Source organism: Janthinobacterium sp. (assembly GCF_009923995.1).
Lineage (GTDB): Bacteria > Pseudomonadota > Gammaproteobacteria > Burkholderiales > Burkholderiaceae_D > Janthinobacterium.
In genome coordinates this window covers 1-12,801 of the sequence record NZ_RFSK01000010.1, presented here as the reverse complement: position 1 = coordinate 12,801, position 12,801 = coordinate 1, and the positions used below count along the sequence as shown (strand labels likewise).

General features: G+C 70.2%; 11 protein-coding genes. All 11 read left to right on the top strand.

Annotation, left to right across the window (positions count from 1 at the left end; genetic code table 11):
• The first annotated feature begins 126 nt into the window (after positions 1–126).
• A complete protein-coding gene (locus tag EBS11_RS07385) occupies positions 127–921 on the top strand; it encodes a DUF6875 domain-containing protein (RefSeq protein WP_290601705.1) in 795 nt (264 codons plus the stop codon).
• Complete coding sequence (locus tag EBS11_RS07380) at positions 918–2,285, top strand: NAD(P)/FAD-dependent oxidoreductase (protein ID WP_290601704.1); 1,368 nt, start codon at positions 918–920, stop codon at positions 2,283–2,285. Before EBS11_RS07385 ends, EBS11_RS07380 begins: the two co-directional genes overlap by 4 nt.
• Positions 2,285–3,808: a glycosyltransferase family 87 protein gene (locus EBS11_RS07375; protein ID WP_290601703.1), complete on the top strand. Its 1,524-nt coding sequence runs from the start codon at positions 2,285–2,287 to the stop codon at positions 3,806–3,808. Before EBS11_RS07380 ends, EBS11_RS07375 begins: the two co-directional genes overlap by 1 nt.
• A gap of 24 nt (positions 3,809–3,832) precedes the next feature.
• Positions 3,833–6,073, top strand: a complete 2,241-nt coding sequence (locus tag EBS11_RS07370; RefSeq protein ID WP_290601701.1) for a DUF5916 domain-containing protein — start codon at positions 3,833–3,835, stop codon at positions 6,071–6,073.
• A 113-nt stretch (positions 6,074–6,186) separates the two neighbouring features.
• Positions 6,187–7,071 carry a decaprenyl-phosphate phosphoribosyltransferase gene (locus tag EBS11_RS07365; protein WP_290601699.1) on the top strand — a complete coding sequence of 295 codons (885 nt, stop codon included), beginning with the start codon at positions 6,187–6,189 and terminating at the stop codon, positions 7,069–7,071.
• Positions 7,068–8,027, top strand: coding sequence for a lysylphosphatidylglycerol synthase transmembrane domain-containing protein (locus EBS11_RS07360; protein ID WP_290601697.1), 960 nt, complete (start codon positions 7,068–7,070; stop codon positions 8,025–8,027). The genes EBS11_RS07365 and EBS11_RS07360 overlap by 4 nt, the downstream gene beginning before the upstream one ends.
• Positions 8,024–9,316: an FAD-binding oxidoreductase gene (locus EBS11_RS07355; RefSeq protein ID WP_290601695.1), complete on the top strand. Its 1,293-nt coding sequence runs from the start codon at positions 8,024–8,026 to the stop codon at positions 9,314–9,316. The genes EBS11_RS07360 and EBS11_RS07355 overlap by 4 nt, the downstream gene beginning before the upstream one ends.
• Positions 9,313–10,071, top strand: a complete 759-nt coding sequence (locus EBS11_RS07350) for an SDR family NAD(P)-dependent oxidoreductase (protein WP_290601694.1) — start codon at positions 9,313–9,315, stop codon at positions 10,069–10,071. The genes EBS11_RS07355 and EBS11_RS07350 overlap by 4 nt, the downstream gene beginning before the upstream one ends.
• Complete coding sequence (locus EBS11_RS07345; RefSeq protein WP_290601693.1) at positions 10,068–10,694, top strand: HAD-IB family hydrolase; 627 nt, start codon at positions 10,068–10,070, stop codon at positions 10,692–10,694. Before EBS11_RS07350 ends, EBS11_RS07345 begins: the two co-directional genes overlap by 4 nt.
• Positions 10,687–11,394, top strand: a complete 708-nt coding sequence (locus EBS11_RS07340; RefSeq protein ID WP_290601692.1) for a 4'-phosphopantetheinyl transferase superfamily protein — start codon at positions 10,687–10,689, stop codon at positions 11,392–11,394. Before EBS11_RS07345 ends, EBS11_RS07340 begins: the two co-directional genes overlap by 8 nt.
• Before the next feature lie 84 nt (positions 11,395–11,478).
• Complete coding sequence (locus tag EBS11_RS07335; protein WP_290601690.1) at positions 11,479–12,726, top strand: PepSY-associated TM helix domain-containing protein; 1,248 nt, start codon at positions 11,479–11,481, stop codon at positions 12,724–12,726.
• The last annotated feature ends 75 nt before the right edge of the window (positions 12,727–12,801 follow it).

Here is a 12,801-nt window from a genome sequence, read left to right as displayed (position 1 = left end):
TTTTTTCTCGGTAGTACCAAGGTGAATGAAAAAGCGCTGCCACGCAGCGTTGTGGGGACGCTTTTTCTTCAAAAACGCAATGCAGTAGCAAATCGATAACAACATCGACCCACTGGAGCAAGCAAGATGACTGACACAGACATGCTGCACATGGCACCGGCGCCCACAAAGTGCCCGGTCGCCCATCACGACAAGCAAGCCGCCGCCGCGCACGGTCCCGGATACGGGCTGATGCGCGTTTCCCAGGTGGCGCGCGACTATCCCAGCCACTCCGCGCTGGCCAGCGTGCTGGAATGGATGCGCGCCTTCCTCGCGCGCAGCCACCCGGAACTGGGCCGCAAGGGCGCCGTCTGCCCCTTCGTCCCCGTGGCCCTGGAGCAGGACAGCATCTGGATGGCCGAGATCGCCGAGCGCGAACCCACGCTCGACAGCATCTCGCGCGTGATCCTGTATTACCGCGACCTCTTCCTCGCCACCGAACCGACCAGCGGCCCGGACGCCATCAACAAGGCCTTCCTCGTGATCTTCCCCAACCTGGGCGCCGAGGGCGCGGGCGTCGTCGACGAAGTGCAGCAGCTGCTGAAGAAGGATTTCGTGGAAAAGGGCCTGATGCTCGGTGAATTCCACGCCAGCAACGAAAGTCCCGGCCTGCGCAACGCAGAATTCCGCCCCCTGCGCAGCCCCATCCCCATGCTGGCCATGCGCCACATGGTCGATTCGGACCTGCCTTTCCTGCTGCGCGCGGCCTACGCGGCTCCCGTGCGGGCCGCCTACCTGCGCGCCTACCTGTTCCGCCTGGCGGGCAGCCTGGGCTGGGCGCGCTTCGAGCAGGCGCTCGACGGCGTCGTGGCCGCCGAAATCGAACAGTGGCAGGCAGGCCAGGGCCAGCCCGATGCGGCAGGCGCGGGAGAGACGGCATGAGCGCCGCCCAAGCTACCCACGGCGCCCGTAGCGACCGCATCGCCATCGTCGGCGGCGGCCTGGCCGGCTCCCTGCTGGCCCTGGCGCTGGCACGGCAAGGCCATGGCGTGGACGTCTACGAACGCCGCGCCGATCCGCGCCGCCAGGATGGCGCGGCGGGCCGTTCGATCAACCTGGGCCTGTCCAAGCGCGGCATGCAGGCCCTGCAGATGGTGGGACTGCTGGAGCAGGTGCTGGCCCACGCCGTCGTCATGCGGGGCAGGGTCATCCACGCGCCGGACGGCAGCACGCGCTACCAGGCGTATGGCAAGGATGACAGCGAGGTGCTGCATTCGATCGACCGCAACCTGCTCAACCACCTGCTGCTGGACCAGGCCGAGCAGCATCCCCAGGTGAAACTGCATTTCGAGCACCGTCTGCTGCGCGCCGACAAGGCGCAGCGCGAACTGGAGCTGGAAACGCCGGGCGGGCGCCGCATCACGGCCCACCCGGCCTGGGTGGTGGGTGCCGACGGCGCCTTTTCCAGCATGCGCCGCGAATTGCAGCACGGCATGCGCGCCGATTACCAGCAGGAATACCTGGAATGGGGCTACAAGGAGCTGACCCTGGCGCCGCGCGCGGACGGCAGCTCGGCCATCGAACTGACGGCCCTGCACGTGTGGCCGCGCAGCCACTGCCTGTTCGTCTCGCATCCGAACCAGGACGGCTCGCACACCCTGACCCTGTTCCTGCCCTTCGAAGGCGAGGACAGCTTCGCCAGCGTGCGCAGCGAGGATGACGTGACGGCGCTGTTCGCCAAGTATTTCCCCGACCTGCTGCCCCTGCTGCCGGGCCTGCTGGAACAGTGGTCGCGCCACCCCACGGGCACCCTGATCACCACGCGCACGGCGCCGTGGCGCTTCGGCGACTGGGCCGTGCTGGTGGGCGACGCCTGCCACGCCGTGTATCCGTTCTATGGCCAGGGCATGAATTCCGCGTTCGAGGATTGCTGCACCCTGATGACCGCCCTCGATGCGGCGCGCGGCGACACGGCCAGCGCGTTTGCCAGCTACGAGCTGGCGCGGCGCCGGCACACGGATGCGCTGGCGCAATTATCAAAAAGCAACTTCACGGAACTGCGGCAAAAAGTGCAGTCGCCGTGGTTCGTCGCCCGCAAGAAGCTCGACCTGCTGCTCAACCGCGCCTGGCCGCGCGGCTGGCTGCCCCTGTACACCATGATCGCCCACACCACCATGCCCTACGGCGACGCGCTGCAAAGGGCGCGGCGCCAGGAGCGCGTCCTGCACGCCTCGGGCGCGCTGGCCCTGGCCGTGCTGGGCATCGCCGCCGTCGTCCTGTCCCTGACCCTGATTGGAGGTAACTGATGCATCCTGTACATGTACAAGGCCGCGCGTGGGAGCGCCTGGCCGTGGCGCTGCTGCTGTGCGCCTTCTTCGGCATCTGCGCGGCCGTCGCCGCCACTGCCCTGCAAGCGGCGCCGTCGCCGCTGGCGCTGCTGCCGCTGGCCATCGCACTGGGACTGAGCCCGGTGCTGGCCCGCCATCTGCCGCGCGAGCTGGACGGCCTGCTGCGCACCCATCCCGCGCTCAGCCTGCTGTGGCTGGCGCTGGCCGCGCTGGCCGTGGCCCGCATCGCCGGCGTCGCCCTGTTCATGGCCGACCCGCAGCAGCCGCAGCTGTCGGCCATCTGGTACGACCCCTTCTACGTCAACCACAGCTGCTTTTCCTCGTACTGGAAAGCGTCCGAACTGGCCAGCGCGGGGGCGGCAAACATCTACGACGGCGCCCATTATGCGGGCAACGAGGGACGCTTCAAGCTCGACGAATACCTGTATCCGCCGCCCTTCCTGATCCTGCCGCAACTGGCGGCATCCCTGGGCGCGGGCTTCGTGGCCATGCGCGCCGCCTGGTTCGCCGTCGACGCTGCCCTGGTGATGGCCATCATGCTGGCCGTCTGCGCCTGGATCGGCGGCGCCGCGGGCCGCCGCGCCGCCCTGCTGCTGCCGGCCGCCTGGCTGGCCCTGCCTACCCTGATCACCATGCAGACGGGGAACTTCCAGCTGGCCGCCATCGCCCTGGCCCTGCTGGCCATGCTGCTGTTCCAGCGGGGACGCGACGAAGCGGGCGGCGCCGTGATGGCGCTGGCCCTGTTCAAGATCTTCCCCGGCGTGCTGTGCGCCTACCTGCTGTTCTGCAAGCGCTGGCGCGCACTGGCGTGGAGCGTCGCCTTCTCGCTGCTGTACGCGGCGCTGGCCTACGCCATGCTGGGCGCCCAGCCCTTCCGCGATTTCGTCGGCTATGAGATGCCGCGCATCGCCAGCGGCGAAGTGTGGACGTGGATGCAGCTCGAAGGGCTGGAAGCGGTGGTCGCCATCAATTACTCCGTGCCGGCCCTGGTGCTCAAGCTCAAGCTGTTCGGCGTCGATGGCCTGGAATACCGTCACCTGGCCGCCGTGGCCCTGCTGTGGAGCGTGGTGGTGGTGGCGCTGGCCTGGCTGGCGGCGCGCCGCGCCAGCGCGTATTCGCGCCTGGAACTGGCCGCCGTCTGGCTCGGCCTGCTGGGCCTGGCCGCCGTGCGCAGCCCCTTCGTGCCGGACGACTACGCCCTGTTCCCCGCCCTGTGGCTGTGGTGCCTGCTGGCCGCCGGCCAGGCCCGCGCTCCTGCCCATCGCGTCTTGCGCGCCGCCGCGTATGGCGTGCTGTGGCTGGCCTTTGCCATCGTCATGCCGATCGGCCTGGTGCAGCCGCAGCACCTGCCCCTGATGCTGGCCGTCTCCACCGCCAGCCAGCTGCTGGCCCTGGCCTTCTGGCTGTGGCCCGTGCTGCGCCGCCCCGCCGCCCAAGACAGCGCCAACACCACTGCGTCCGCGTCGCCCGCGGCCGCCTGACCCCCATTCAGAAAGAAAACCACGATGAAACAAGCTATCCTGACCCCGCTGCGCCGCACCGCCCTGTGCCTGATGCTGGCCTTTTCCGCTCCCGCCCTGGCCGACGAGCGCCTGCAGATTCCCCGCGCCGCGCATGCGCCCGTGCTGGCCGACTACATCGGCAAGGTGCCGGCCGACGCCGGCGTGGAAATCAAGGGCTTCCGCCAGTACGCGCCCGGCGACGGCGAGCCGTCGCTGCTGGAAACGAAGGCCTACCTGTCGTACGACGACGAGCACCTGTACGCCGTCTTCGTCTGCACGGACGACCCGGCCCTGGTGCGCGCGCGCATCGCCCGCCGCGAAGACTTGCCCGGCGACGACGCGGTGCAGCTGGAAATCGACTCCTTCAACGACAAGCAGCGCTCGTTCCGCTTCTACGCCAACCCGTACGGCGTGCAGATGGATGCCAAGCACACGGAAGGCCTGGGCGACGATTTCAATTTCGACACGCAATGGCAGTCGGACGGCAAGATCACGCCCACCGGCTACGTCGTCACCATGGCCATCCCGTTCAAGAGCCTGCGCTTCAACCGCGCCGACGTGCAGAACTGGGGCATCGCCGTGGGCCGCATCGTGCCGCGCCTGAACGAGTTTTCCTACTGGCCCTACATCACCAAGCGCCAGGCCGCCTTCGTGCCGCAGCTGGCGCCCGTGCAGATTCCCGAGCCGATCACGTCCGGGCGCAACATCCAGCTGATTCCCTACGGCTATATCGGCCGCAGCCGCGCCCTGAACGGCAGCGATCCGGCCAACACCTTCTGGGACCGCGACGACAAGAACCAGGCCGGCCTCGACGCCAAGCTGGTGCTGGCCGACAAGTTCGCCCTGGACCTGACCTACAAGCCCGATTTCAGCGAAGTCGAGTCGGACGAACCGCAGGTGCTGATCGACAAGCGCTACGAAGTGCTGTTCCCGGAAAAACGCCCGTTCTTCCTGGAAAACTCGGGCTTCTTCACCACGCCGCAGCCCCTGTTCTTTTCGCGCCGCATCGCCGAGCCGCGCTACGGCGCGCGCCTGACGGGCCGCGAAGGCCACTGGTCCGTGGGCGGCCTGCTGATGGACGACGTGGCGCCGGGCGAAGCGCTGCCGCGCGACAGCCGCGACTTCGGCAAGGCGGCGCGCATCGCCGTGGCCCGCGTGCAGAACGATTTCGACGGCGATTCCAATGTGGGCGTGCTGCTGACGGACCGCAAGTTCGGCCAGCAGAGCAACCGCGTGGCCGGCGTCGACCTGCGCTACAAGATCGACGAAAACTGGGTGCTGAGCAGCCAGCTGGCGCACAGCAAGTCCAGCATGGACGGCTTGCCCGACCACAGCGGCCGCCTGGCCTTCGTCGAGGCCAGCCGCTCGGACCGCAATTTCAACTATGCGGGCCAGTACCTGGACATCACGCGCGACTTCGATCCCGCGCTGGCCTTCATTCCCCGCACGGACATCCGCCAGACGACGCAGACGGCGTCCTACCTGTGGAACTTCCCGGAGGCGCCATGGCTCGTCAGCGCCGGCCCCAGCATCAAGGCCGTGGGCACCAAGGACCACGACAACACGCTGCAGGACTGGTCCAGCGACGCGTTTTTCAGCGTCAACGGCTTGCGCGCCACCACCTTCGAGGCGCACAAGCTCGATGGCTTTGAAAAGTACGCGGGCCTGGACTTCCGCAAGTCGGGCTACTCGCTGGCGGCCAGCACCGAATGGCTGAGCTGGCTGACGGGCTGGGTCACCGTGGGTCAGAACGACGTCATCAACTACCAGCCGGCACCGGGCCTGGCGCCCTTCCTGGGCGACGCGCGCAGCGTCTCGGCCAACCTGAAGTTCACGCCCGTGGCGCAGTTCCGCGTCGAGCAGACCCTGTACTGGAACGACTTGCGCACGCAGGCGGGCGTGGCGGGTCTGGCGCCGGGCAGCATGGTCTACCGCGAGCTGCTGTCGCGCACCAAGCTGCGCTACCAGCACAGCCGCTTCATGGCCGCCCATCTGATCCTCGACTACAGCCACCTGAAGACCAACCGGGCGCTGACGGGCATCGAAGGCGGCAAGCGGCTGACGGGCGACCTGCTGTTCAGCTATGTGCTCAGTCCCGGCACGACGGCGTACGCGGGCTACACGGACCGCCAGGAAAACCTGCAGCTGATCGGCAATCCGCAACTGCTGCAGCGCACGCGCGACCTCGACATGCACACGGGCCGCAAGGTGTTCGTCAAGTTCAGCTACCTGTTCCAGCTGTAAGGCCGGCCACCTCCCCCAGGGCGGGCCATGCCCGCCTCGCCCGCCCTGGTCTTTGCACGCAACTGGAGTCTGAACATGCAAGCAATCTTTTCCTCCGCCACCGGGAGCGCCCCATGCGCGCGCTGATCCGGCTGCTGCGGCCGCACCAGTACATCAAGAACGGCTTCGTCCTGCTGGGGCTGCTCTTTGCCACGCAGCGCGATGCCGCCACGGCCGCGCACGCGGCGCTGGCCTTCCTGGCCTTCTGCGCCATGGCCAGCGCCGTCTACGTGCTCAACGACCTGCTCGACGCCGAGGCGGACCGCCAGCACCCGCAGAAATGCCGGCGCCCCATCGCCAGCGGCGAGATCAAGGCGCCCGCGGCCTGGTGCGCCTGCGTGCTGCTGGCGGGCGCCGCGCTGGCCCTGGGCTCGGCCGTGGGACTGGCCGTGCCGCTGCTGCTGCTGACCTATCTGGCCCTGAACGTGGCCTATTCGCTGTACCTGAAGCACGTGGTGATACTCGACGTCTTCGTCATCTCGGCCGGCTTCATGCTGCGCATCCTGGCCGGCACCGTGGGCATCGGCATCGCGCCGTCGCAATGGCTGCTGCTGTGCGGCCTGATGGTGACCCTGTTCCTCGGCTTCGCCAAGCGGCATGCGGAACTGATGCAGCTGGCGGCGGTGCACGGCCCCCGCGCCGGGCCAGGCGGCGCCTGCGCGCGGCGCGTGCTGGACGACTACAGCGGCGTCATGCTGGGCCAGTTCATCGCCGTCAGCGCCGCCTGCACCGTGCTCAGCTACAGCCTGTACACGGTCAGCCGCGACACCATCGCCACGCACGGCACGGCCAACCTGATCTACACGGTGCCGTTCGTGGTGTACGGCATCTTTCGCTACCTGTTTCTGTTGCACCTGCGGGCGCAGGGCAACGATACCGCGCACGACCTGCTGACGGACCGCCACCTGCTGCTGACCGTGGCAGGCTGGCTGGCCGTCACCATCGGGGTGCTGCCATGAGCGGCGCCCTGCTGTCGGGATGGCGCTACCGCGCCTTCCTGCTTTCCATCGCCATGGCCGCCGCCGGCTACCTGGCCTTTTCGCTGTGGGGCGGCCTGCCCGCGCTGGGCAGCGCCGCCGCGCACGTGGGCGCGGGCGGGGCGGCGCTGATGCTGGCCCTGTCGCTGCTCAACTACGGCCTGCGCTTCTGCCGCTGGCAGCGCTACCTGGGCGCCATGGGCCATGCCGTGCCGTGGCGCGCCAGCCTGCGCATCTACCTGGCCGGCTTCGCCTTGACGGTGACGCCGGGCAAGGCGGGGGAAGCGCTGCGCGGCGTGCTGCTGGCGCGCCTGGGCGTGCCGCATGCGCACAGCCTGGCGGCGCTGCTCAGCGAGCGCGTGTCGGACTTGCTGGCCATCATCTGCCTGGCCCTGTTCGGCCTGAGCCAGTATCCGCCCCTGCTGCCGCTGGTCGCTGGCGCCGGCGCCGCCGCGCTGGCCGGCGTATGGCTGCTGACGCGCGCCGCACCCGCCCGCCGGCTGGCCGCCTGGAGCGGGGCACGCCCGGGGGCGCGCGGGCGCGCGCTGGCGGGCCACCTGGCCCGGCTGCTGCGCCAGGCCCAGGCTTGCCACGCGCCCCGGCTGATGGCCGCCGCCTTCGTCCTCGCGCTGGCGGCCTGGGCGGCGGAAGCGCTGGCCTTCTACTGCCTGCTGCAATGGCTGGGCGCCGGCGCCAGCCTATCCTTCGCCTGCCTGGCCTTTGCCAGCGCCATGCTGGCCGGCGCCCTGAGCTTCCTGCCGGGCGGCCTGGGCGGCATGGAAGCGGCCATGGTCAGCCTGCTGCTGTGGCAGGGCATGGCGCCGGCGCAGGCCGTCGCCGCCACCATCCTGATCCGCCTGACGACCCTGTGGTTTGCCGTGGCCCTGGGCGTGGCCGCCCTGTCCACCAGCCGCATGGCCCGGGTGCAGCCGACATGAGCGCGCCCGTGCGTTCGTGGAACGGCCTGCCGCAGGCGGCGCATGCGGGCCAGCTGGCCCTGCAGGCGCGCGACGCGGCCCTGCCCACGCCGGCCGGCAGCCTGCTGGCGCACGGCAATGGCCGCAGCTATGGCGACAGCTGCCTGAACGACGGCGGCACCGTGCTGCTGACGCGGGGCCTGGACCGCTTCATCGCCTTCGACCGCGCCAGCGGCGTGCTGCGCTGCGAAGCGGGCGTGCTGCTGGGCGACATCGTGGCGCTGGTCCTGCCGCAAGGCTGGTTCCTGCCCGTCACGCCGGGCACGCGCCACGTGACGGTGGGCGGCGCCATCGCCAACGACGTGCATGGCAAGAACCACCATGTGGCGGGCAGCTTCGGCCACCACGTGCGCGCCTTCGAGCTGCTGCGCTCGGACGGCAGCCGCCTGCTGTGCGGGCCGGACCAGCTGCCGCAGTGGTTTGCCGCCACCGTGGGCGGGCTGGGCCTGACGGGCTGCATCGTCTGGGCCGAGCTGCAGCTCATGCCCGTGCCCAACCCCTTCATGCTGGTGGCCGAACGGCGCTTTGCGGGGCTGGACAGCTTCTGGGAACTGAATGCGGCGGCCGAGCGCGCCGCGCCCTACACGGTGGCATGGATCGACTGCCTGGCGCGTCAGCCGCGCGGCATCTTCAGCAGCGCCTGCCATGCGCCGCCGCAGCCGGAGCTGCCCGCGCACCGCGCCGCACGCCGCCGCATGCCCTTCATGCCGCCCGTCTCGCTGGTGAACTGCCTCAGCCTGCGCGCCTTCAATGCCCTGTACTACCACCGCCCCCTGCCGGCGGCGCCGGCGCTGCGCCACCATGGGGGCTTTTTCTATCCGCTCGACGGCGTGCGCGACTGGAACCGCATCTACGGCCGGCGCGGCTTCTTCCAGTACCAGTGCGTGCTGCCACCGTCCACCTGCCGCGACGGCATCGCCGCCATCCTCGCGCGCATCGCCGCCAGCGGCCAGGGGTCCTTCCTGGCCGTGCTGAAGACCTTCGGCACGCGGCCGCCGGCCGGCATGCTGTCGTTCGCACGGCCCGGCGCCACCCTGGCGCTGGACTTCCCCAACCGGGGCGCCGCCAGCCTGCGCCTGTTCGCCGACCTCGACGCCATCGTCGCCCAGGCGGGCGGCGCCCTGTACCCGGCCAAGGATGCGCGCATGCCCGCCAGCCTGTTCCGCGCCGGCTTTCCCGCCTGGGAGGCATTCAGCGCCTTCATCGATCCCCGATTTTCATCAAGCTTCTGGAGAAGAGTCAACCCATGAGATCATTGCAACGCACCGTCATCTTCGGCGCCACCTCCGCCATCGCCCACGCCACGGCGCGCCGCCTCGTCGCCGCCGGCGCCAGCGTCCACTGCATCGCCCGCAACGGCGCCAGGCTCGACACCCTGCTGCAGGACCTGCGCGTGCGCGCCGGCGCCGAGGGCCCCTACATCGGCGGCGAATGCGCCGACCTGGACGACTACGACCTGCACGCGGGCCTGCTGGCGCGCGCCGACGCGGCGCTGGGCGGCATCGACGCCGTGCTGGTGGCCCACGGCTGCCTGCCCGACCAGCAAGCCTGCGCCGCCTCCGTGCCGCTGATGCTGGCGCAGTGGACGACGAATGGCGGCAGCGCCATGGCCATCCTGGCGCTGGCGGCCAACCTGCTGCAGCCACGGGGCCAGGGCGTGCTGGCGGCCATCGGCTCGGTGGCGGGCGACCGTGGCCGGCAAAGCAATTACATGTACGGCACGGCCAAGGGCGCGCTGGCCATCTACCTGCAGGGACTGCGCCACCGCCTCGCGCCGCATGGCGTGGCCGTGCTGACCATCAAGCCCGGCTTCGTCGACACGCCCATGACGGCGGGCCTGGACAAGGGCGGCCCCCTGTGGGCCAGCGCCGACACGGTGGCGGCCGGCATCGTGAAGGCCATGCGGCGCGGCCAGGCGCAGGCCTACCTGCCCGGCTTCTGGCGCTACATCATGCTGGCCATCCGCCTGACGCCCGACGCGGTCTTCCACCGCACGCGCCTGTGAGCGCCGCCCGCACCGCCACGGCAAACGGCCTGCCGCCGGCCGCCCTGTTCGATTTCGACGGCACGCTGAGCCGGCGCGACTCGCTGCTGCCCTTCCTGCGCCATGCCTGCGGCACGCCGCGCCTGGCGGCCAGCCTGCTGCGCCTGTCGCCCGTGCTGCTGGCGTATGCCTGCGGCCTGCTGCGCAACGACGTGGCCAAGCGCCGCCTGCTGGCGCACTGCCTGGACGGCATCGATGCCGGCGCGCTGGCGCGGCTGGCCGACGCGTATGCGGGCGCGCCGCTGGACGCCCTGCTGCGCCCGCAAGGCATGGCGCGCCTGCGCTGGCACCAGGCGCAGGGCCACGCCTGCGTGCTCGTCAGCGCCTCGCCCGCGCTGTACCTGCAGCCGTGGGCGCGGCGCCACGGCTTCCGCGCCTGCATCGCCTCTCCGCTGGCGGGGGCCAACTGCCACGGCCAGGAAAAGGTGCGCCGCATCGCCCGCTGGCTGGCCCGCTCCCCCCACCCCATCGCCTACGCGTACGGCGACAGCCGCGCCGACCTGCCCATGCTGGCCCTGGCGCGCCACGCCTTTTTATGGCGCGGCGGGCGCTTCATCGCCCAGGCGCGAGGCCCGCATGCGTGAACCGGCCGTCTTCCTGTGGCTGGTCGACCTGGCCGATCCCGCCCTCGATGCCCTGGTGTCCTGCCTGAGCGCGCAGGAACAGGCGCGCGCGGCCCGCTACCGGGGCGAGGCCCTGCAGCGCGACTACCGGCGCGGGCGCGCGGCCCTGCGCCACATCCTGGCGCGGCAGACAGGACAGGCGCCGGCCGCGCTGGCGCTGGCCGAAGGGCCCCTGGGCAAGCCCGTGCTGGCGCAGGGCGGGCCGCATTTCAACCTCAGCCACAGCGGCACCCTGGCGCTGGTGGCCGTCTCCGAGGTGGCCGTGGGCATCGACCTGGAACAGGGGCGCGACGGCTTCGACGGAGCGGCGCTGGCGCCGCTGGTCTGCCATCCCGAGGAACGCGCGGCCCTTGCTGCCCTGCCGCCGGCGCAGGCGCAGTCCCGCTTCCTGCAGCTGTGGACGCACAAGGAAGCGTATTGCAAGCTGCTGGGCACGGGCTTGCACACGGACCCCGCGCGGCTGACGTTCGGCGCCTCGCCCGGTCCGGCGCCCGTCAGCGATGCGCGCGATCCCCGCTGCGGCGCCTGGGTCTACCCGCTGTATCCGGCCGACGGCTACGCGGCCAGCCTGTGCGTGGCAGGACGGGGCGCCAGGCCCGTGTGGCTGCGCTTCCAGGCCTGGCCCGCCGCGCCGTTGCCACCTGGACAAGCGCTTGCATAAACGCCCGCCACGCTCGATAATGAGAATGCTTCGCATTTGTAGCCATGCGGATTTCTCAACAAGTTTTGCAGGGTTGTCTTACGCATGCGCGCTTTCTGGACTGTCATACACCGCTGGGCCGGCCTCACCATCGCCCTTTTCCTCATCGTCGCGGGGCTGACGGGCGCAGTCACCTCGTGGGACCACGAACTGGACGAATGGCTCAATGCCGACATCATGGACACGCCGGGCCGCGGCCCGGTGCTGTCGCCCTTTGCGCTGGCGCAGACCGTGGCGCAGGCCGATGCGCGCGCGCAAGTCAATTACATGACCCTGGGCCTGGAAGCAGGCCATGCGGCCGCCTTCATGGTGCGCCCCCTGGCCGATCCGGCCACCGGCAAGCCCTTCGCCCTCGGCTATGACACGGTCTACATCGACCCCGTCACGGCGCGGATCACGGGCACGCGCGATTCGACGGCCATTTCCCTGTCGCGCCGCAGCCTGATGCCGTTTTTGCGCCACCTGCACTACAGCCTGCACGTGCCCGCCTTCTGGGGCACGGACCGCTGGGGCTACTGGCTGATGGGGAGCGTCGCCCTCGTCTGGCTGCTCGACAGCATGGTGGCGTTTTATCTCACAACGCCGCGCCGCCTGCGTCCCCGCGCGCGCGACGAGGCGCCGCGCCACCGCGACGCCGCCGGCTGGTGGCAGCGGTGGATGCCGTCGTGGACGGTGCGCTGGGCGGCCGGCGGCTACAAGCTCAATTTCGACCTGCACCGCGCGGGCGGCCTGTGGGTGTGGGCCATCATCCTCGTCGTGGCCTTCACCTCGTTCTCGCTGAACCTGTACCGCGAAGTGTTCTATCCCCTCATGTCGCTCGTCTCCACCACCACGCCGGGGCCGTACGAGACGCAGAAGCCGGCGCCGTACGGCAGCTACATCGCGCCCGCCATCGGTTTCGAGCAGGCGGCCGGCATCGCCAGGCAGGCCGCGGCGCAGCGGGGCATCACCGCGCCCATGGGCGGCATTTACTACGGCGGCAATTATTCGTTCTACAACGTCTCCTTCTTCGACCCTGCCGACGAATTCGGCGCGGCCGGCATGGGCCTGTCGAACCTCTACGTCGACGGCATGGACGGCACCATCATCGGCCAGCACAAGCCCTGGGAAGGCACGGCCGCCGACGTCTTCGTGCAGCTGCAATTCCCCCTGCACTCGGGCCGCATCCTGGGCCTGCCGGGACGCATTCTGATGTCCTGCATGGGCCTGATGGTGGCCATGCTGTCCGTCACCGGCATCGTCATCTGGGAACGAAAACGCCGCGCGCGCCGACTGCAGGCGAAAAAGGCGTGATAGGCACCTGACTGGCGCGGGCACGCGCCGCCGCCCCGCCTGGCCACCGGCATGCTCACGCGCAAGGCGTGACGG